Origin of the sequence: Dethiosulfatarculus sandiegensis (assembly GCF_000931935.2) — a bacterium.
GTDB lineage: Bacteria > Desulfobacterota > Desulfarculia > Desulfarculales > Desulfarculaceae > Dethiosulfatarculus > Dethiosulfatarculus sandiegensis.
The window spans coordinates 15478-37575 of record NZ_AZAC01000078.1 but is presented as its reverse complement, the minus strand read 5'-3'; the positions used below and the strand labels follow the sequence as shown (position 1 = coordinate 37575).

Here is a 22098-nt window from a genome sequence, read left to right as displayed (position 1 = left end):
ATGATTATTTGGTCTTGAGGTGGCTGTAATATTCCACGGCCCAACGGGTGCGGGTATCCTGCTTCCCTTGTTGGTTGAGGGTGTTTTTTTCCCACCAGTAAATTGATCTGGCCAGATCCCAAAGGTCGCAGACCCCGTCCAACATGCGCAAAACCCTGTACATGGGCAGATAAAGATCATCCAAAGTGGTTTTGCTTAAGATGCGCCTGAAGCGGAGCTCGCTCACCCTGGGGTTGTCCCCTTTTTTGGGGGGCAGGGCCATCTGTTTGGCCAGGGGCGTGTCTTCCACCCGGCCCTTTACATGGGCGGCCAGTCCGGCCATTACAGCCAGCTTGGGGCCGTTCCATTTGTTGACATTAAGCTCGGCCTGTCTGTAACGGGCCAAAAGGGAGTGATACGCCGGGCACATGGCCAACTCGCCGGGGCTGCGCGACCTGCGCAGCCAGGCCCTGTCTGCCGAGCTGTTGACCAGATCTTCCCACCATTCTAAAAAGATCCGGGTATCCGTTTGGTCCGGATAGGAGAAGTTGATGTTGTTTTTGCTTTTCATAAAGCCCTCCTTTATGGAACGGGATTATGCTGCTTTGGTTTTTTTATTTGTAAGGTCCAGGATTTTGCCTATTTTGGAGGTGGCGTTCAGGGCCTTTCCCAGGTCCAGACGGGCCAGGGCCACCCTTCTGGGCTCCACTGCCTCAAAATGGCCGGTCTGGGAAAGGGAATCAAAGATCTCAAGCGCCTTGTTTCTTAAGAGCCTTAGCCATTCCCTGCGGAGGTCCTCGGTGTCCCGGCCTTCTTCCACCAGCTGGATTGCCTGCTCCAGGGCTTCATAGAAACTGCTTTCCGTTTCCTGCCAAAAGCGCTGGTCTATGATGGAGAAATCCCCTTTGGCATCGCCCGGCCTTTTGTACCAGGCCTTTTTCAGGTTGGTGCGCAAGAGCCAGACCGCCAGATCAGCCGCCCGAACCAGGCGGGAGATGTTTTTCTCCAAAAGGGGCATGTGTTGGCTGTCTATATCCACCAGGGGCATGGTGCTTTCGTACCAGCACCGGGCTTTCATATTGTCCATGTCAAAGCCAAAGCACCAAAGCCTGGGGCTGTGGCTGCCCTGGGGTTTCTGCAAAAGCCGAAAGCGGCGCTGATTTAAAAAGTGCTGCACAACTTTAGCCGGTCGGGTGTTGCCCTCGGCATCGGTTATGACCAGCCCCAGCCAATGGCGATAAACCATCCCGCCGGGCTGGGGGTGTCTGGCAATGGGCATGCCTTTCTTATCCCTGGTGTAGGGGGTCAGGGGGTGCTGCCAGGCTCCTTCATAATTCACCCCATAGTTTTTGGTTTGATAGGCGCTTGTGAGGTGTTGGCTCATGCGCCCGCAGATCTCGCAGACCCCTTGTTCCGGTTCCTGATCGATTATGCGAATGCGCCTGGGGGTGGCCCAGTACATCTGCAAGGGGTTGGTGTCCTGGGGCAGGGTGGCCTGGCCGGTTTTGGCCTCGCTGGTGCGGCAGGGGGCCAGCCAGGGAAAGATATCCTGGGGGTTGGTTTTTTGCGGGTTCCCGGCCAGGGCCTCAAAATCCCTTTTGGGCAACACATTGGCCCAGACCGTCTCCCACAGGGTGTTTGCCAGGATAATGGTGCTTAAAGGACCGCCTCCGCGTAATGAGGTGCGGTGCCCCACGCCGCCTGAAGGTGCGTTGATCTGCATGCAATAAAGGGCCGTGCCCAGGCAATGGGGGCATTGCCTGGTTGCCTGGCCCCTTTTGATAAAAAGGTCTGCATTGTTTTTTTCCGTGTTTCCGCCGGGAGATTCTATAAGCAGGTTGGATACGTTTTGTTCGGCGCCGTCTGTAAGGTCAAAGTCCTGTATAAAGCGGGGGCCGTTGCCTAGCAAATTAAAGTATGGTTCTAATTTGGAAAAGCTGTCTTTGAGTTCCTGGGGAGAGGGCGGTTTGGTGAGAATTTTTCGCCATGCTTTTTCTGATTCAGGGGCCCAGGTTGTCTGTAAAATGCCAATGAGAAATTGGTTCAACGCGCCGTTGAAATCAGGCCTGGGAGACTCAATGCCGATTATGGGGTCATTCTGAAAATTGTCGGTGATCTGCCAGGGAGCTATTATTTCTTTTTTGCCGCTTAGGCGCTTTACCGGAATCCAGGGAATGCGTAAGAGGTTGGAATCCATTTTACTCCCCCCTATAACAATAAGTTATGGTCAAAACTAAAAATAGTTTTTTGATTGTCGGGTTTTAACTTGAAGCTAAATACTTGCCTTCTAGACATGGGGATGGCTCAAGTCAAAAGTTTATGTCTGTAGGGATATCATGAAGATAGGTAGGAAGTAAAGTGTTTCTAAAATAAAACACGAAATGTGAAAAATGATGTTGAAAGTAGTCAGTTTTTTGTAAAAAAATTATGTAACTAATTTGCTTTAGTTACATGTTTTATTGTTAAATGCCTCCTTCTATTGGCTTAGATGAAAACAAAACTTTCTTCTTAGTTGTTTATCCCCGCAGAGCGGGGAACATGGCTCTTTTTGTTTTACAAACACGGTTCATCCCCACAACATGGGGAACTTACTGGCTTTTTACTTTGGTTGTAAAGAGAAAGAAACTGATTGAACCTATCATGCTCTATCGGGTCATGTAAACACAACAGGCAGTTGGCCTGATTTAAATCTCAACCCCAAAATCCCTGCTGCAGATAAGGGCCACCTTTTTCCCGCCGGAACCCCGCGCCTCACCCTGCCAACAGCCGGTAACAGGGTCCTTAAACAGGGGAAGCAGAACGGAAAATTTCCCCTTGTCAGGGAGCGACTCCTTGGTTTTTTCTATTGCGTCTGTAATAGGCTCTTCATACTCAGCCGGGCCTTCCACCTTGTAAGCCGCCACATTCACCTGGCTCATGGCCCAGGCATGGAGTGGGTCAGTTTCCTTGTACCAGGGAGTCAAACGCCCGCCATCCCACTTGGCCAGATAAAGGTTGGTGCTTTTCTCGCCTAAACGGGTCGGTGCGTTTTGATCGTCCAACCATTTGTCTCCCTGGGCGGCATAGCCTTCTTCCAGGTTTAATCGGTTGAAATAAGCCACGGACTGATGGGAAAGAGACTTCCCTTCAGCTTCATAAAAAGAGGCTTGCAAACCGCAAGGGATTTGCTCTTCCACCTCCGGGCCGTAAACCCCTTCCATCAGTTCCCGCACCCCTTCCGGAACCTGGATAAAACCTTTTTGTTTAAGCCCCCTGGCTGTGAGCCAAAGCCTGGCATGGTCCGGATAAACAAAGGCGGCTTTGGGAAAGGGCTTTTTATACCAGTCTTCCCCGGGCTCTTCGGTGAACTCCGGGGCATGGATTATGAGAATCGGTTCCAGGGTGCGGTAGGGCCTGGGGTGCCTTTGCAGACGACCGGCCCTTTGGATGATCAGGTCTATGGGGCCCAGATCGCTTATCAGCACATCAAAGTCCACATCAAGGGATTGTTCTATCACCTGCGTGCTTACAAGCACCTGGCCCGCCCTTTGCTCTTGAGTGCTGTTCTTTCCGAAAAGGTTTTGTATCTTCTCCTCCCTGGCCAGGCGGTCGCCCAAGGGAAAACGGGCGTGAAACAGATGCAGGTTTTCAGGAGGGATTTTATCTTTCAGCGTTTTCCAGGCATCAAAGGCATCGGCCACGGTGTTTCTTATCCAGCACACACAATGGCCTTGTTCGGCTGCGCTTAAGATGCGTTCAAGAACCTGCTCCTTATCGGAAACAAAATCCACCCTTACTTTTCTTTGATTGCGCTTCCAGGCAGGCGTCTTTATCTCCCGGACCTTTCCCCGGGCGCTCCAGGTGAGCAGGGGATAATGATCTTCTTTCAGTTGGATCGGCGGGTTTTTGAGGCCCCGGTTAAAGGCGTCGACCAGTTCCTGGCGAGTCTTTTGGGGCAGGCTGGCAGAGAGCAGGATCGCACTGCCCCCAAACGCGGCCTGATATTTAAGCAGATTGCATAACAGTCCGTGCATGTATGAGTCATAGGCATGCACCTCATCCACCAGCAGCAGGTTGCGGCTAAGTCCCAAAAGCCGCAAACATTGATGACGCAACGCAAGCACCCCCATAAGGGCCTGGTCAATGGTGCCAATACCCACCTGGGCCAAAAGGGCTTTTTTGCGGTTGTCCGCCAACCAGGCGGCGCAAAAGGCATCCTGTTCAAGGGGGTTTTTGTTTGATCTGTTTTTTTGCCTTAAGAATTTGGTCTGCAGCCTGCCTGAGCCATGGGCCAGCACCAATGAGGCTTTGGCTTCCGTGGTCTCCTGAAAAAGGCGGCCGTAAACATGGGCCATGCGGCTGTACATGGCGTTACTGGTCGCCATGGTCGGCAGGGCAAAGAAAAAACCTTGCCCTGCCCCATGGGCCATGAGCCGGTTGACCATGAGCAGGGCGGCCTCTGTTTTGCCCGCACCGGTGGCGTCTTCAATGATCACCAGTTGAGGGCTCTCTGTGGGTTCCCATTGCTCGGCCTTTGCCTGTAAGGGAGTGGGGGAGGTGAAGCCGGGGAATAATTTTGCCAGGTTCTGAACAGGCGCAACAGGCGGGGGAATCAGGCCTTCGCGTTCAAGCGCCTGCCGGGCTGATTTTTTGGCTATGGATTCAAAATATTCCCCGGGTTCAATCGGCTGGTTATGATAGGGGAAATGATTCGGGTTTGAGCCGAGCCAGTCGCAGAAAACCACCATCCCGGCCACAAGCCAGGAGGCAATTATGAGGCTTTCTTCATCATAATTATGCAGAAGATCCTCCAGCCAATCCAAGGTGGCCAGTTCACATAGCGTGTTGAACCAGTCTGTAATCGCCTTTTTGTCTTCGGCAGTGAGGCTGTCTTCCAGGCAATCGCTTTCCAAGGAAGGCGGGGCTCCGTGATGCCCCATAACCGCCCTGGCCAAGGGGATAAGTAAATCCTCCAGGTCATAGGCCTCCAGGTCCGGATGATTTTGGGAGAGTATTTCAAACAGGTTGGCAGCTAAATATTTTTTCCAAATATAGTAGCCTATTTCTGCATGATTGTTGTTTCCTGCCTTGGGGTGGGTGCGGTTAAGGAGTTTCTGGTAAAGCTCCGGGTTTTTACTTTGAAACGTATCGGCAAACTTGCCAATGTCATGCAGACAGAAAAAGAAGATTATTAAATTTTTAAGTTTTTCTAAAGATAGCTTAAGCAGCTTGCTTAAGCGGTTGGCAAGTGTTTTGTCCCGCTCTAAAAGCAGAAGGCCTTGCGCCGCCACATCCATGAGGTGAAAAGGCAGTAAATGCCAGTTGGTTGGATTGTTTTCCTGGAAGTTTGATATTTTTGCCCAATAGGGCCAATATGCTTTCATGAAACGGTTGCCCTGAGGCCAAGTAATAAATAATAGTTATATTGTTAATATTAAGAAGTTTTTACAGACTGGTCATTCAATCACAGTATCTGTTAAAACTCCAGGTTTTTGTATTCAAACTTTTAATTTTTTGGCTAAGTCACCTCAAAGGTCAATGGATAGCTGTCCCTTAATTGTTCCCCTTTGGTTTCGGAGTTTGACTATCTATGGCCTATCTGTAAGTTATAGGTTTATGATGGAAATATATTATTTTGCCTACCGTGAATTGGGGGGTGGGGAAAGATGATGGCTTTTGGCCGAGTCATTTTGGGGTTGCTGGTTTTGCTCCTTTCCCTCCCGGCTTATGCCCAGGATGCGGCCCCGCTTATACTGAACCCTTCTGAGTCCAGTTATGACTTGGCTGGTAACTATGCCTATCTGGTTGATAACTCATCTAAAATAGGTTTAAAGGAAATCCTCGGGCCTGATATGCAAAAAAGGTTCAAGCCCTCGGGCGGCAAGCCTCTTAACCTGGGTGTGATGCCTGACGAGGTGTGCTGGTTGAAAATCAAAATTGAGAACAGACAATCCCTGGCGAAAGAGATGGTCCTGGAGCTTGGCACCTCCACCATAAACCACGCCACTTTGTTTGTTTTAGATGAAAAAGGTGAATTTGAGGAAAAAATTACCGGTGACATGCATCCCATGAGCCAAAGGGATTATTATCACCGGCACCCGAATTTCAGTTTCAAGGTCAAGCCCGCCGGTATAACCACTATCTATTTAAAGTTAGAGACCCAGGCCATTTTAGAGACTTCGCTCACTCTTTTTGATGCCAAAAGTTTTGTAGCGAAATTCCCCTATGAATACATTTTACTGGGCCTTTTTTATGCGGCCTTTTTGGTGGCTATTTTTTATAACCTTTTTATTTATTTTTCCTTAAAAGACACCAACTACCTGCTCTATGTGCTCTATGCCGCCTCTTTCATGAGCCTGTGGGTGTATTTGGACGGCCTGGGGCAGCAGTTTATCTGGCCGGAAAATCCCTGGCAACAGGTGTGGGGAGCGCGTATTGCCAATACCACCACCTGCCTGTTCGTGGTCCTTTTTGCCTGCTCCTTTTTCAACTGCCGCAAGAATGCTCCAATTTTATTCAAGATATTCATGGCCATAGCCGCCTTATGCGTCTTCAATACCATTATGTCCTGCTTTTTGCCCCTGGTTGATTACAAAGCCCCGGTGCGCCTGGCCTGGCTTATATCTATTCCGGTTATCATCTTTACCGGTTTTCGTTTTTGGTTTTTGGGCTTTAAAAGAGCTCGTTATTTTCTGGTTGCCTGGCTTTTGGTCCTGGCCGGAGCCACAGTCTTCATGCTGGATATGTACCTGGGGCTGATCCCCAATTCCTTTTTCACCCGCTATGCCTGGCGCATGGCCTCCATGTTGGAGATTATTTTGCTGAGCCTGGCCCTGGCCGACCGCATAAACGTGCTTAACAGGCAAAAAGAAGAAGCTTTGGCCCGCGCCCTGGAGGCGGAGCAGCAGCTTGCCGAAGGCCTGGAAGAAAAGGTGGCCGAGCGCACCCGGGAACTGGAAAAAGCCTTGACCGAAGTTAAGCAATTGAGCGGCCTTTTACCGATCTGCGCCAATTGCAAGAAGATCAGAAACGAAGAGGAATATTGGCAACAGGTGGAGGACTATATCAGCCAACATTCGGAAGCCAGCTTTACCCACAGCATCTGCCCGGATTGCCTTAAAAAACTTTACCCAGCCTATGCGGAACAGGTGCTGGCAAAGCAAACTGAGTATGATCCGGATAAGAAAAAAAAGAAACACTGATCAGGCTATGTTTTTTTGCTTTTGATTCACACGCTCTGGAAGGAAAAGTTTCTGTGATAAGGCTTTTTAGAGAATCCGATATGGATTCTGTTTTGGATATATGGTTAAGGGCCTCCATAAAGGCCCATGATTTCGTGGAAAAAGAATTCTGGCAGAGTCATGTCAAGGACATGCGCGAGGTCTATATCCCCGGGTCCGAGACCTATGTGCTTGAGGATAATAACCAGGTATTGGGATTTTTTTCTCTTTACGAAAACACCCTGGCCGCGTTGTTTGTCGATCCTGATCATCAGGGTAAGGGTATTGGCACAAGGCTTATGGATAAGGCGAAATCTCTGCGGAGAAAAATTGATCTTTGCGTATACAGTGAAAACACAACTGCACTGGGGTTCTATGTAAAATGCGGATTTACCGCTAAAAAAGAAAGACCGGAACCGCACACGGGCCACAGGGAAACCTTAATGGAATATACCGGCGCGGCCTCCCCGCTATCTCAATCATAAAAAGTCTCCTGTAACTGGGTTGCCCTTTCCTCCGGGGTTGTGCGTTTAAGCCGGTCTCTTTCATTGCGAACAGTATCCATAAGATCTGGGAAATAATCTCTTTTGTCCGCCATCTCGATGAGTTTTCGCCGCCATTTGTAAAAGGCGTCCACATTGTTGAGGGTGTGGTCAGCGTTTTTGGGCCCGCCTTTTTCAGCTATCTCTCTTATACCCTTAACCACCTGTTTATCTTCCGGAACATAAAGCGGCACCATAAAGTCATGGCGCATTTTCAGCCACACCTTGCGGGCGGCTCGCTCCCTTTTACAGTCTTCGATGAACTTTTCCAGACTGAAGAAGTTAAGGCTGCCCATGGTCCCCATGGCATGGCGCAAAATGTGCACACCATATTCACGCAAGGTGTTCCTGCTCATCTCGGATTCATTAACTGCGGCTTCTATGTCTTTCAGGATACTGGTGCTGCCGCCGGATTGGGCCGAGGGAAAACCGGTGATCCACATGTTCAACCTGGCCATGGATGAGTTGATCAAAGGCTGGCCCGGATCGCTGTAGCCCAGATCGCCTCCGATGCCGAGCACATCCGGTATGCCGCCGTGCACACAGGTGATGCCGGGGTTGATGGTCTGGGCCAGGAGCATCATGAACAACACCTGGGCGTGAACCTGGGTTAGAAGCGCCTCCGGACTCATGGGGCCGGAGGAACCGGCAATGGTAAGGTCCAGTAATAAAAGGTTGTTGCCCAGCTCAGCGCTTCGGACAAAGGAATTAACCATGGTGGGCATAACCGCCAGCGAGGTTATCAGGCTGGTGCCGTCCAGCCAGTCTTCCCGCCCGCTGAAGAAAGCCGCCTCTTTATCTGTCATATTGCGGGTCTGTATCATTTTCAGGTCCGGGAAGCCGTCCATCAGTTTGGCGCTTTCTATATCCGTGATGGATTTGTCCGTGGCCACAGGCTGGCTGAATATGCCGAGGCTGTCTGTGAATTCAACCGCCTTTTCCACAATAGCCTCGAACTCTTGTCGGTTGGCCGGGGCCAGATCGTCCCTTTCCGGCCTCAACAGAAAAGGAGGGGTTGCGCCGGTGCCAAAGGCGTTTTCACCAGGGTCCGCATCCATGTCTGTGGGCGCCTGATCCAGGCAATAGTCCAGATAATCTTCCCTTATGGGTATGAACAGCGCCTTGTCACTTTCAAAATCAATGGCATCGGCCCGGGCCAGGATATCCATGATCCGCGGTGTATTGCTGAAATCAATACCGATCTCGGTGAGTATGCGCCGGGCATTGCGGTTTATCCTGCGGTAGAGCCTTTTTTCATTGCTGAGATCGTCCATATCCCCCATGCGGTCTCGGGCGATCTCAGCCTCTGTGCTTTCCGGATACAGGTGCACAATTTTCTTGTAGGCCTTTTTGGCGTTTTGAAACTCGTATTTTTGTTCAGCGGAAACAGCCGCGTCATACAGGGTGAGGATCTTTTTCTTTCTTTGACGCATTCTCGCCACCTCCCGGCCTGGTGGGTTGAGGCAGTTAAGTGAAAAATCCGGATGGTATTCAGCCGCTGACTGAATCAGGCTTTTGGTTTTGTAAGATCGTTATGTTTTTAACCAGGATAAATTCTGTATTTTTCCGATTGTTTAAGTCAGGTGTAATTAAGGGAAAAGCGGTTTAGAATAGTCGCCTTGTTGCTCATGGCGAAAAGTTGAAGATGTTTTGATCTGCTCTTAATTTGCAAAAGACCACTCATGAATTAGGGGCAGGGTAATGCCTTGTAATGATCTATTTATTTAGTGTGAAATTACTTGGGCCGTTAGTCAAGATGTGCCTTGCCTATAAACCGCATTGGTTATGATATTTCTTGTGTGCCTGCATTTAGGCGGTTTTTGTTTTCAGCGGATCAGTGGGCCAATTGAACCCCTTAGGTTGGGCCATGTTTTCCCTGATCCTTTGGGTGAGCCTTTTGTGAAGTATTTTTATCAGGTCAAGGGTTGATGGCGAGGGATTAAAGGCCAGGTTATTCATTTGTAACGGATCGTTTTGATTATCATAAAGTTCGTATTCAAATAAGCTTCCGTCGGCCGAGTAATACACCGCATAGGTATACCGTTCGTCGCGAAGGGCCTTTATGTGGGAGGCCGGCGAGTTTTTGGGCAAAAAGAAGTAATCGTCATAGGCAAAGAGTGCGTCTTGCCGCACCGAAGCGTCAGGGTTCAGGAGGACCGGAACCTGGCTCTTGCCCACCCCCAATCCGGGAACCCCGGCCAGGTGGGCCATGGTGGCGGCCAGGTCCACATGGGAATAGATGGCGTCTGTGGTTGCTGTTTTGGGAAACAACTCGGGGTTTGAAATGGTTAAAGGCACATGTATGGCCTCTTCATAGGCCACGTAGGATTTTTCCCTGAGGCCGTGCGACAGGCACATTTCTCCGTGGTCCGCGGTGCGGATGATAATGGTGTCCCTGGTGAGGCCGGCTGAATCCATGGCGTTTAGCAAGGCATCAATGGGGCCGTTGACCACCTGATGCAAATGGGCGTAGAAATTCACGTAATCAAGCCGCTCGGCATCACTTGCCAAGGGCGCTTCGCCTTCCAGATACTCCAACAGTTTTTTCTGGATGCCGGGTTTGGTGGAAAGGTCGTCTTTGATATTGGGCGGCAGGCCTATACCAAGATCCTTGAAATCAGCGAGATCGTATCCTCCTTCATCCCATCCGTTAGGGAAATAGGCGATGTCGTGGGGATTGACCAGGGAAACGAACAGGCAAAACGGTTTTCGTTTTTGCTTGGGAGTTCTGCCCAGTTGCCTTATGTATTCAATCGCGCTTTGGCCCATTCCCTTGGTCTGCTTGGGATTATCCGGGTTTAAACCCTGCACGAAGCGGCCGTCATTGTTGGCGTTTCCTCCCCCCAAGGTGGTTCTGGCCTTTAGGCTGTTGGTGACATCGTTGCCTGCCTCCGGCGGGTTCCATTGGGCCAGGCCATAGTTTTCTTCCATGGCTTTGATATCGGCTTCGGTCCAGACCTCGCCGTCCGGCGGACCGCCCTTAAACCCAATCGGATAACTCAAATGCCATTTGCCTTTCCACACCACTTCATAACCGGCTTTATCCGCCAGCCATGACCCGATGTTCGGCAGTACGGTTTTATTTGGCAGGCCGCCGGGGAACGCAAGGGAGGGAACTTGGTTCAGGTTGGAATAATGCCCAGTCAGTATGCAGGCCCGGCTGGGGGAGCATTGGGTGGCCGCGCAATAAGCCCGGTTGAAGGTCAGGCCGTTTTTTTGCAGCCTGCCCCAAGACGGCATGTGCCTTTTGGTAAAGCCCTGGGGCCAATGCAGGTGATGACGCTCCTGGTCGGTTAAGATTACCAGGAAATTTGGCCGCTGGGGCTTATCAACAGCGTGCCCGCTCTGGGGATAGGCGCCCAAGGCCGTGGATGCGCCAACTGCCGCCAACCATTTCATGAAATCACGTCGGTTCATCTCCATCGGCTCCGGATAAGCTTCTAAAAACCCGACTTAAAGCATGGGGCTCACTTCCGTCACCCGGTTAAATATCGCCTGCCGGAAAAAAGGTGTGGCTTGGGCGATCAACCTCCCTTTATTACTATTTTTTTAGAGACCGCATGCAATTTCATTCTAACATTCATTGCCCATGGCATATAAAGGCTTTTTCCGGCCTTGCCTTTGCCATGCCGGGTGGGTTCATTTGAGGGTGAACGGCGCATCATGGTAGATTGATAATGAAAAATATGATTGATTTTTCTGTCACCGGTTTGGGCTGTGGGCGGTCACATGCATTTTCAGGTAATGGCAAAACCTGTGGGCGCGGCATGTAACTTAAAGTGCGTCTACTGTTATTACACGGAAAAGAAAAGCCTGTATGACAGCCCCGCCCCATGGAAGATGCCGCTTGAAGTTCTTGAGACCTTTATTCAACAGTACATAGCTTGTCAGGAGAGCGGGGAGATTCAGTTCGTGTGGCAAGGCGGCGAGCCGGCTTTGCTTGGGGTTGAGTTTTTCAAATTGGTGGTCTCGCTGCAGAGAAAATACGCCGGTCGAAAAAAGGTGGTCAACAGCATCCAGACCAACGGCACCCTGCTGACCGATGAATGGTGTGCCTTTTTCAGAAAAAACGGATTTCTGGTTGGCCTGAGCATTGACGGGCCGCGGAAAATTCACAACCAATACCGGGTAACCAAAAGCGGGCAGCCCACTTTTGATTTGGTTATGTCTGGCGTGGAATTGCTTGCCAAGCATGGAGTGTCTTTCAACACCCTCACTGTAGTGAATGATCATAATTCCCTCCACCCTTTGAAGGTCTATCGATTTCTTAAAAATATCGGCCAGGGTCATATGCAGTTCATTCCGGCGGTGGAGCGCAGGCCGGACGATTTTGCTGTCGGGCTGGGAATGGGTTTCGCCATGCCGCCGTTTTATTCTGGATCCGCCGCCCACACTCAGGTGACCCCGTGGAGTGTCGATCCCAGGCGTTTGGCGGATTTTTACATCAGCATCTTTGACCACTGGGTGCGCCATGATGTGGGCAGGGTTTTTGTGCAGTTCTTTGAAGTGGCTCTTGCCAACTGGCTCGGTGCAGGGTCGGGCCTTTGCAACTTTTCACCGCGATGCGGCCTGGGCCCGGTGTTGGAACATAACGGCGATCTCTACTCGTGCGACCACTATGTGTATCCGGCTCACAGGCTCGGCAACATCATGGAAACTCCACTGCCCGTGCTTATGGATTCAAAGCCGCAGCGTCGTTTCGGGAATTACAAATGGGAGAGCCTGCCGGAGTGTTGTCTTGGGTGTGAAGTCCGCCCCGCTTGTCATGGCGACTGTCCCAAGAACAGATTCACCCCAACACCTGAAGGCGGACTTGGCCTGAGTTATCTGTGCGAGGCCTATAAGCGGATTTTTACTCATATGGCCCCTTACTTAGGCATCATGGCCGATCTGCTTTTGGAGGGAAGAACCGTTTCCCGCATCATGCAGATCTTGAATCGGCAAGGCATGCCATCGGCCATCTGAATAGGATCTCTCTTCAGGTCACACAGGCGTTTTGCCGCGCCCGGGAAACGCGGCAATACCGCTGGCCCGGCTTCACCGGATTAAATTAACCAGTCTGGAAGTCTTCCCTATGTCTTCTTGATTGTTTAATATCCTGGAGTGTCAGAGATTTTTAAGGCCAAATTACGATAAACCTTGTCAAGTGTGGTATCTTTCATTAGTTTGGACCTGTAAATAAAATTAATGATCCAAAAATCAACCTAGACTTAGAGTATGGATACCTTGCCTGTCAAACACGGACATCGCCATTGTCTTCTTTCAAAAATGGCCAGCGAGGGCTGCGAAGTTCCCAGACGGGTCCGCCTGGATCCAATTCCGCTGGCTGAGGCCACTGTATACCTCTTTAATGGAATAATGGCGGCTGTGGAAAGAGGGAGACAGCGCAAGTCCCATTCCATCTGCTGCTACGATACAGAGCCGTGCCTGTGGTTTATTTATCAACTGGAGGGAGTCACCAGGGTCAAAGCCCACAGTCAAGAGTTCGACCTAAAATCCGGAGAGATGATGGTGGTGACCGGAACAGAGGTGAACCGTGAGCTCCGCTCTTGTGAGGGCCGTAATTTCGGGTGCGCATATATCAGGTTGAACCAGGCCTTTTTACAAAGGCACTTCAGACAGGATGATGCCGGGCAATCCCGGGCAATCCGCCGATTTGTGGAAAACGGGCAGGGCCATTTTTGTGTTCACTCAGAAACCACCTCCGCAGGCGCAAAGTTGGCCCTTCGGCAATTATGCAATTCCCCCTATGACGCTCCTCTGGAGATGCTGTTTGCCGAAAGCAGAACCCTTGATATTGTCTGCGATTCCCTTTCCTTGATTATTGAGGATGCCACAGATAAGGGGGAGATCCCTCTTTCCGGCCAGGATGTTGAGAAAATACACTATGCCCGTGAGTTGCTGTTACAGGATCTCACTGCGTCTCCCCCCAGCATCAAAGGACTGGCCACTAAAGTCGGCATCAATGAGTTCAAGCTTAAAAAGGGGTTTCGTTTCCTGTTTAAGACCAGTATTTATAATTGCCATAGAAATGCACGCATGGATCTGGCCCGAAATCTTTTAACCCAGGGGCAACTTAATGTCTGCGAAGTGGCCTGCGCTGTGGGCTATTCCAATCCTTCTCATTTCTGCCGTGCCTTTCATAATCTGTTCAGCATCAATCCAGGAGCTTACCTGCGTGAGGTTCGTAATAAGGGTTTTCATGTAGCGGCCGCAACATCCCGGACAAATCCCGGACGCTTGTTTTCCTGAATAAACGGGCGCGCCCGCTGAATACAGCGGTGACAGCCCTGATCGATACCTCCTGTCCTTGAAACGAAATACGCGAATTGTTTCTAATTACGATTGTGTGGTCGGGCAGGAAAGAGAAATCATTGGGCCTTTAACCCGCCCTGTTTTCCCCCATCTTTGGTAGAGCCTGTAAATTTTTCTCCAACACTAGAGACCCCCATCTCTGTTTTTGTAAAATCACATCCATCCTAACTAAAATTTTAGGATTCCCCGCCGCAACTACGCTTTCTGACCTTGGTAAAAATTACAACCTTTCGGGGTAGAACCCGCTCGCCCTGTTTGCTATCTATGAACAGTTTTTAAGGGAAAGTAAAAAAAATTAGACAACGAAAAAAATAATCAAATAAATGCCAAGGGGAGATCCTTACATGAAAATAAAGCCAATTATAATAACCCTTTTACTAAGCTGCCTTCTGAGCTCTTCAGTCTATGCGGAAAAAAAGCCGGACACGAACAGCTCTTTTGAAAAAGAAAAGACTTATTCCTTTGGGGAGGTTACGGTGTCTGCCCGAAAGGAGGCGGAGAATATACAGAAGGTTACGGCAAGTGTTTACGCTTTTTCAGATGTTGAGATCGAGGACTCGGGGAGCAAGTCTTTTGCCGATCTGACGAGTCTCATGCCCAATATCTACTCGAACAGCAACTACGGAATTAACCGGATCGTTTTTCGTGGGCTGAAAGGGCCGGACAGCCTGCTCTGGGCTCCTTCCGGTTTTTATGTTGATGGGGTCAACTACCTGGCGGCTGAGATGCGGAACCCTGATCTCTTTGACTTGGAGAGCGTGGAAGTGCTGCGCGGACCCCAGGGGACCCTTTATGGTGGTAATTCCGAGACCGGCGTGGTCAATATCACCACCAAGAAGCCAAACAATGAATATTCCGCCAGCTTAAGGGGCGGATACAGTTCATTCAATACATATGATTTTACCGGTAAGGCAAATCTGCCCCTGGTCCAGGATAAGCTTCTGTTCAATGCGGCAGTCGCCACCCGAAACTCAGACGGCTACATGGAAAACGAATATACCGATGATTATGCCTCCGGTATAAAGCACTTAAGCCTTCGAGGCGCCTTGCGCTGGCTGGTGAGCGAGGCGTTCACTGTTTCTTTGACCGCCGATTATTTTAATTACGACGATGAAGATGGTTCTTTCCGCATTGATCAGGGCATTGGCAAGACTGACCGTTACAAGATTGATTACAACGGTCCCAACAACAATGAAAGAGACGGAAACACCCAGGCCCTGCGAGTGGATTATAAGGCAAGGGCCTATGATTTTGTTTCCATCACAACCAGAACCAACTTTTCACACACCTATGATGGGGATGGTGACCTGACCTCTGGTTCGGCCTCGACCGGTGATATGGAATATCACATGACAAAAGATTTTGACGCCTATACCCAGGAATTCCGCATCTCTTCTCCCGAAGGCAGGCGTCCGTGGAAATGGTTGGCCGGGTTCTACGGTATGCTCCAGGACACTGATGTGACCAAGCAAATCGACATGTTGGCCTGGCGTATGGGCGATGACCGCGTATCTGAGGTGAAATCTCAAAATATGGCCGCCTTTGGTCAGGTTACCTATTCCTTTATAGAAGAGTTGCACCTTACGGTTGGACTTCGGCTGGATCATACCAATCTGGAGGGTGAGCAGGACTATAAAAACTATTATGGAACGCCTTTTCACTTTGAGGATGACATAGAAAATACCGAAGTCCTGCCCAAGATGTCCCTGGCCTATGATCTGACTGAAGAGGCCATGGTTTACGCCTCTGTGAGCAAGGGAGTTCTTGCCGGAGGTTTCAATACATCCTTTGGGTCAAGTAAGGATCTTTTCACATACGACATCGAAGAAATGTGGAGCTATGAGGTCGGCGCCAAAACATCCTGGTTGGATGACCGCCTTATAGTGAATTTCTCGGCATTTTGGCAGGAAGTCAGTGATAAGCAGGTCAAAAAGGTGGTCATGAACGACCGCTGGATTGACAATGCCGACGGCGCCCGCTCGGTTGGGTTTGAGCTTAGTGTCAAGGCCAGACCTGTCCAGGGCCTGGATCTGTTTGCCGGGCTCGGGTTTGTGGATGCCCAGTTCACGGACTGGCGAACCAGTTTATATGATTACAAAGACAACACCCTCGCCTTTGCCCCCCAATACACCTATAGTGCAGGCATCCAGTACCGGCATGACTCCGGAGTCTTCAGTCGCCTGGATATGAGCGGGGTTAGTTCCTATTACACAGATCCTGAAAACGATATCGAATGCGATGGCTATGCACTCTTTAACCTGAAGCTTGGTTACGAGACGGATAACTGGGCTGTGAACCTCTGGTGCAGGAACCTTTTTGATAAAGAGTACCTGACTGACAAACGCTTCTGGAGCGATTCCGACATCGCTGTTATAGACGGTCCGCCTAGAACTGTGGGTATTGAGCTGAGCGCGCGTTTTTAGTTTTCGCTGAGTTGTAAGTTTTTCTGTTCCGCCTGCGTCCAAGTGTACCATGCCGGGTTTTTACGATAGGCAGACATAGGGCGCAGGCGGAATAGCCATAACCAATGGCCGTTCAAATCAGCCTTTCTACTGGGCAGGGAGAGGTTGGAAAGGGCGGCCAATGGTTTAATAATAACCTGGGGGTTCATATGCGGTTTTTTAAAAACAGACTCGCACCTGACAGGCTGCTTTTGGGCAGCCTGTTTTTTTATATGCCTTGGTCTTTTCTTGCCCACACAAGCATGGCTTTTATAAACCGGCCCGGTTCAAAGGCGGATTAGGTGAGGCCAGTTGATAATTTAACTGACCAAAGGCCCTAAAACGTGGTGTTTAATACGGGGTAATTAACCTTGCTTGGAAGGATTTCGAACTAAGCATAATCAGGCCCGGGTTGGGTTGGGATGAAATGGTTTAAACGGGAGGGGCTTGGGGGAATTTCAAAGATGGGAAGGGGCTGGTTTGGTTGGCCGGGAAAAGAATGCCAGAGGGGAAAAACCACCGAGCATTACTTTTTCCCGGCTTGTTTTTTATTACCTTAGGGCTTTACGGAAAAGGTCACACTGGAAGCATAGTAGAGCACCTGGGCCTTGTTTTTGAATTTAGCCATTTTGGGGTCCTGGCTGACCTTTTTTTGGGTCCAAACCTTGACCACCCACTGTCCTGCTGCGGGAACCCGAATTTTGCCCATGCCGTTATGCAACTTGCAGGTTATTTCGTTTCCATCCGAGGCTCCGAAAGAGGGGCTCTGGGCGCTGATGGATTCAATTCCTTTAAAGGAGCTGGAAAGCGGCTTGCCGTTTAAGAGCACCCGGAATTTCACCAGGTCTCCCACATGAACGTCACTTAAGTCATCTTGCGGCAGGATTTCCAGATCCAGCCCCAAGGGCTCGGGCTTGGTCCAGGACCCTACCGTGAAAAAAGATTTGCCGCTAAAAAAGCAGGCCATGCCAAGTATTGTTTTTTTCAGGTCCTTGATTTCATCCATGCCCTTTAAGGCGAATTTGGTTCTGCCTTTTTGGTTTTTATAAATGGTGAAGCAGGTTGGCTCAACCACTGCCGCCACCTGGTAGGTGCCCTTGGCCGCGTCTTTGGAAAGAATGATTTTGTTGGCGCTCAAACTTCCGGGCTGGGCCGAAAGTCCTTTGCTCAAGGGCTCAGGCTTGTAATAGGCGGGCTTGGCCAAATGCAGGTCCGAGCGTTTACCTTTGGGCCCCGCCACAAAATATTCACCCACCTTGATGGTATCCTTGCCGCTTATCAAAAAGTCGTCGATTGGCAAGGCATGCCCATAACCTATGGTTGTGGTCACATAGTTGGGGAAGTGATGCTCAGACTTAAAGGCATTTACCCAGAACATGTGAGCCGAGGCGCTTTCGGCAATAAACAGCATTGCCAGGCCCAAAACAAGTGTCGTTAGTTTTTTCATAAATCTCTCCCAGATCTGTTTGAATTTTTTGCCTAATTTTCGTGCATACAGGCAGAGAGATTCAGCCCCGTGCGGGAGTATTTTTTGCCTGGGAGAGGTTTTTTAAAGAAAAGGGATGTCGTTGATAGCGGGTTCCAGGAATATGGCGAAATTGTGGATATGAGCAGATCGGGAGGCACCTTTGGCAAAAAAGGATCCTACAAAAATATGTATACGGATTTAGAGATGAACCTATTTATAGGAGAATACTTGGCAGAGTGAACAACCGGCTTGTCTGGCATCAAACTTTAGGCAACTCGCAATACATGAAAAATCCATGGTTAAACTTGCCTCGATTTAAGGAAGTGGGTTGACATGCTTTTAGACCGATGATAATTATTCACTACTCTAAACTTTATTGTATTTTATTAATATGTGCGAGAAGCCAGACCAATAATTAACTACCGTTTTATTGTGTCAGTGTGTATCGCTCCTGTCCGTTAAATATGCCGTGCACCCCCCTGGTAAGGGCTAAAGGGGGAGGCAGACCTTTTTAAGATCCCGGTAAAAGTTTTTTTATTTCTGAGCCAAGCAGACTGATCCAAAATTCCATGCAACCATCGCTATACCGATTCTTAACCCCACGGGTTAAGGCTCCTTTCCTGGTTGCTTACCTGAAAAAATAATAAAACCTGGGTGGTGTAACCCAATAAACGTTTAGTTAAGGGGTTAAGTTGAATCTTGAAGTAAATGCAAGGGCTGAAGCGGATCGGATAGACATTTACAGGGTATTTGCCCTTTCTTCGGGTATCAGGGCGGAACTCATGCATTACTCTCTTGACGATGTCGTTATTTCCAGCCTTGAGAATGAAATGCCGGTATTTGGGTTTGGTTTTTGTGTCAGCGGATTCACCCGAAGCAGAATTTCTTGTTTCAAAAATGAGATCGAAATCAGAGGCGGGGAAAGCGCCATATATTATCTCCCTGAAACTAAAATATATTCTCAGACATCATCAAAAGAGGCAGTGTGGCGGATGTCTATCAATATCCCAAATGATATTTTGCGGGAAATGGTTGAGTCTGCTCCAGGAGCTTTTCCGTCATGTGCAAGAAGGCTTGCCTGCGGCAAAGTAACTGATCCGTTTAGAATTGCCGGCAGAATTACACCTCGGATGCGGCAGTTGATGATGCAGGTGCTTTATTGCCCCTTAAACGGTATTGCGGCAGCCTATTTTGTCGAAGCCAAGATCATGGAACTGATAGCGTGCAAGCTTGATGAACTGGAGGCATCTTCCGGTAAAAAAACTACCGGAGTGTTGTTGTCTCTGAAAAAGGACGATGTAGATCGCCTTCATTTTGCTAGAGACTTGCTGAAATCCCGGATGGAAAATCCACCCGAACTTTCGGAGCTGGCCAGAATGGTCGGCATTTCGAGGACAAAGTTGATCAATGGGTTCAGTTATCTTTTTGGAACCACACCAGCAGCCTGTTTGAGGGATATGCGCCTAAAACGTGCAAGGCAGCTTCTTTTCCAAAGGGAGAAAAGCCTCACAGAGATAGCTTCGATTGTTGGATATGCCAGCCTGAGTCATTTTTCCAAGGTTTTCAGAGCATATTACGGAGTTCCTCCAAGCAGGTATACCGGCTAGAGTTTGAAAAACGCCATCTTACCCCGCAACGCTTCATCTAAAGTAAATGATTTATCCTGTCATTGTGGAAACGGCTTTTGGCTAGCCCACTCTCTTGAGAATGGTTTTTCGCGGTAAGCTGCACCAAGCCTTTTAAACCACTATTCCCTCAAGGTGTGAAGGCAATCCGGCAGGCGCACCTTACCTGACCTGATTAGCCTAATCTTTAAAAATGTATTTACCCGCTAAAAATAAGTACGTGGGTGAAAGCCTCTGAAGATCGGCCTTGTTATGCTGCGGCCAATAATTTGAGATTAATTAAAAAAATTTTAACTACCAAATAAGATATCCCAAATCTGATAACTGGGCGGGTGCAGATGAAGAACATATTAAAGATGGCGACATTAGGGCTGGTACTTGTTGTTTTCATGACGGCATCTCGGTTATGGGCACAGGAAAGTGAACCTATAGGACTGGATACCATCACGGTGACAGCAGAAAAAAAAGATGCGGATGTGCAAAAAGTACCGATCAGCATGAATGCCTTTAATTCCATGGATCTTGAAGATGCCGGGATAGAAAGTACACCCGAAGTTACGCGATATATCCCCAATGTCTATTTCAAGGAAGCCACCATGGAAAACATCATTGTGGTTCGTGGCGTTTCTTCTGTTGATGGAGCCACTGTCAGCCCCACCGGCGTCTATGTCGATGACATAAATTATCCACTTTTGTTTATGCACAATTTACAGTTGTTGAATGTTGAGCGGGTTGAATTGCTTCGAGGCCCACAAGGCACCTTGTATGGGAGGAACACGGAATCCGGGGTGTTGAACATTATAACCAAGCAACCTGGAAATACGCTTAAAGGCTCCGTAAAGGGCAGTTATAGTTTTTATGATACTTCTCATGGGTTTATTCCCAAATATCAACTTAATGGGAACATAGATGTCCCGATAGTGGAAGATAAGTTGTTTTTGGGGGTTGCCGGTGTGGGGATTATGAGTGACGGTTTCATGAAAAATGTCCGTTTGGATAAAGACGATGCTGCTGAAATCGACAGGTCAAGCTTCAGGGCTTGTGCCCGGTGGCTCCCCACTGAGCGCCTTGAAATGTCCTTGATTGCGGACGCATCTGATTTTAGCGATAAGCAGGGCCTTTATAGAGTTTTTACAAGCCAAGGTGGTCTTAAAAATAATACCAACACCGAAACTAGTGGATTTTATGAGTCAAATTTAGATCAGAAAAATTCAGGTCAAGTGTTAAAAGCCAAGTACCTTGGAGAGATATTTGATTTTGTGTCAATCACGGGGAGGCGGGATTACAATAATTCTTCCACTCTCGGATCAGGTGTGGGGCTGGTCGATTACGGGAGAAATGACTGGGAATATGATGATCAATTCCTGAGTCAGGAGTTCCGCATTTCTTCAAAAGATAATTCAGGCCCTCTTGAATGGCTGCTTGGGTTATACGGGTTTAAAGAGGAAACAGATATCTATTTTTCAAAATTTGAGGCGTTTCAGATCAGGGATACCCAGGTCGACAAAATGGGAGCCGCTGCATTCCTCAATATGACCTATTCATTCCTTAAACGCTTTCACCTGACGGGTGGTTTGAGATACGACTTTATCAACCTTGAAGGACACCAGGACCTCAAAGGGTCGGATTGGAGCGGAAACGATATTTCCGCATCATACAAAAGGGATCGTGATTTTCATCAATGGCTGCCCAAGTTGGCTTTGGCGTATGATATGAACGAAAATTCAATGGTTTATGGCTCTGTGGCCAAAGGGTATCTTGAGGGAGGTTATAACTACGCCCAAGCAACTGATTCGGCAAGCTTCGTATATGATCCGGAATATACCTTAAACTATGAAATTGGGTTTAAAACAAGCTGGCTTGATAAACGATTAATTGCCAATGTAGCACTTTTTTATATCACCATAAATGATAAACAGGTGTCTGAATATACGGCAGGCGGGGCAGTGGCTTCTATTGATAATGCTGTTGAAGCCCACTCAAAAGGGATTGAGCTTGAACTAAAGGCCAAGCCTGCCAAAGGGCTGGATATATTTGCAACCTTTGGATATGTGGATACTGAAATAGACGAGTGGAAAGCAGGCTCTGCGGACTATACCGGAAACAAAATGCCGAATACGCCTGAATACACCTACAACCTAGGTGTTCAATACAGCCACGATAAGGGCCTGTTTTTCAGGGCCGATCTTCTCGGTACAGGAGAGATGTACGGTGATGTGAAGAACAGTAATCATGTAAAACTTGAAGATTATTATCTTTTGAATCTCCGCCTTGGATATGTATCGGAAAATTACGATGTGATTTTCTGGTGCAAAAATACCTTTGATGAAACCTACTATACTTCAGCCTTTGATTACGGAGATCCTAACGAAGCCATAGGTGTGGCGCAGAACGGTGAACCTAGAAGCATTGGCGTCACTCTGACGTATAGGTTCTAGATTAAAACCAGAGATAAAACGCTTGAAAAACAGGGCTATTAAACAATTAACCCTTCAGGATGACAAAAGTTCTTTGTTTGACCCGTGCGAT

General features: G+C 48.9%; 13 protein-coding genes. 7 read left to right on the top strand and 6 right to left on the bottom strand.

Annotated elements, in window-relative coordinates:
* Positions 1-4: 4 nt before the first annotated feature.
* The 3 genes from casB to X474_RS23950 form a co-directional block, all read right to left on the bottom strand.
* Entirely contained in the window at positions 5-550 is a 546-nt protein-coding gene (gene casB, locus X474_RS23960) for a type I-E CRISPR-associated protein Cse2/CasB (RefSeq protein ID WP_052515587.1), read from the bottom strand.
* 24 nt (positions 551-574) lie between these two features.
* Positions 575-2176, bottom strand: a complete 1602-nt coding sequence (gene casA / locus X474_RS23955) for a type I-E CRISPR-associated protein Cse1/CasA (protein ID WP_044352601.1) — start codon at positions 2174-2176, stop codon at positions 575-577.
* Between the two features lie 487 nt (positions 2177-2663).
* Positions 2664-5342, bottom strand: coding sequence for a CRISPR-associated helicase/endonuclease Cas3 (locus X474_RS23950; RefSeq protein WP_052515586.1), 2679 nt, complete (start codon positions 5340-5342; stop codon positions 2664-2666).
* Positions 5343-5624: 282 nt separating this feature from the next.
* Between X474_RS23950 and X474_RS23945 the strand changes: the two genes are divergently transcribed.
* Together X474_RS23945 and X474_RS23940 are read left to right on the top strand one after the other, a co-directional pair.
* Positions 5625-7160 carry a 7TM diverse intracellular signaling domain-containing protein gene (locus X474_RS23945; RefSeq protein WP_044352600.1) on the top strand — a complete coding sequence of 512 codons (1536 nt, stop codon included), beginning with the start codon at positions 5625-5627 and terminating at the stop codon, positions 7158-7160.
* A gap of 80 nt (positions 7161-7240) precedes the next feature.
* On the top strand, positions 7241-7663 hold the full coding sequence (locus X474_RS23940; protein ID WP_197282255.1) for a GNAT family N-acetyltransferase: 423 nt from the start codon (positions 7241-7243) through the stop codon (positions 7661-7663).
* Here the strand turns inward: X474_RS23940 and X474_RS23935 are convergent.
* Together X474_RS23935 and X474_RS23930 are read right to left on the bottom strand one after the other, a co-directional pair.
* Complete coding sequence (locus X474_RS23935; RefSeq protein ID WP_044352597.1) at positions 7654-9153, bottom strand: trimethylamine--corrinoid methyltransferase; 1500 nt, start codon at positions 9151-9153, stop codon at positions 7654-7656. The genes X474_RS23940 and X474_RS23935 overlap by 10 nt on opposite strands.
* Before the next feature lie 376 nt (positions 9154-9529).
* A complete protein-coding gene (locus tag X474_RS23930; protein ID WP_044352596.1) occupies positions 9530-11137 on the bottom strand; it encodes a sulfatase-like hydrolase/transferase in 1608 nt (535 codons plus the stop codon).
* 312 nt (positions 11138-11449) lie between these two features.
* Between X474_RS23930 and X474_RS23925 the strand changes: the two genes are divergently transcribed.
* The 3 genes from X474_RS23925 to X474_RS23915 all read left to right on the top strand — a co-directional run bounded on the left by X474_RS23925 (position 11450) and on the right by X474_RS23915 (position 16458).
* Entirely contained in the window at positions 11450-12685 is a 1236-nt protein-coding gene (locus X474_RS23925; RefSeq protein WP_044352594.1) for an anaerobic sulfatase maturase, read from the top strand.
* Between the two features lie 252 nt (positions 12686-12937).
* Complete coding sequence (locus X474_RS23920; RefSeq protein WP_082464615.1) at positions 12938-13972, top strand: helix-turn-helix transcriptional regulator; 1035 nt, start codon at positions 12938-12940, stop codon at positions 13970-13972.
* Between the two features lie 407 nt (positions 13973-14379).
* Positions 14380-16458 carry a TonB-dependent receptor gene (locus X474_RS23915; protein ID WP_044352592.1) on the top strand — a complete coding sequence of 693 codons (2079 nt, stop codon included), beginning with the start codon at positions 14380-14382 and terminating at the stop codon, positions 16456-16458.
* A gap of 574 nt (positions 16459-17032) precedes the next feature.
* Here X474_RS23915 and X474_RS23905 read toward each other — a convergent pair.
* Positions 17033-17923 carry a DUF4198 domain-containing protein gene (locus tag X474_RS23905; protein ID WP_044352589.1) on the bottom strand — a complete coding sequence of 297 codons (891 nt, stop codon included), beginning with the start codon at positions 17921-17923 and terminating at the stop codon, positions 17033-17035.
* Between the two features lie 713 nt (positions 17924-18636).
* Here X474_RS23905 and X474_RS23900 point away from each other — a divergent pair.
* Positions 18637-19551, top strand: coding sequence for a helix-turn-helix domain-containing protein (locus X474_RS23900; protein ID WP_052515584.1), 915 nt, complete (start codon positions 18637-18639; stop codon positions 19549-19551).
* Between the two features lie 356 nt (positions 19552-19907).
* Complete coding sequence (locus tag X474_RS23895) at positions 19908-22007, top strand: TonB-dependent receptor (protein WP_044352588.1); 2100 nt, start codon at positions 19908-19910, stop codon at positions 22005-22007.
* Positions 22008-22098 lie beyond the last annotated feature (91 nt).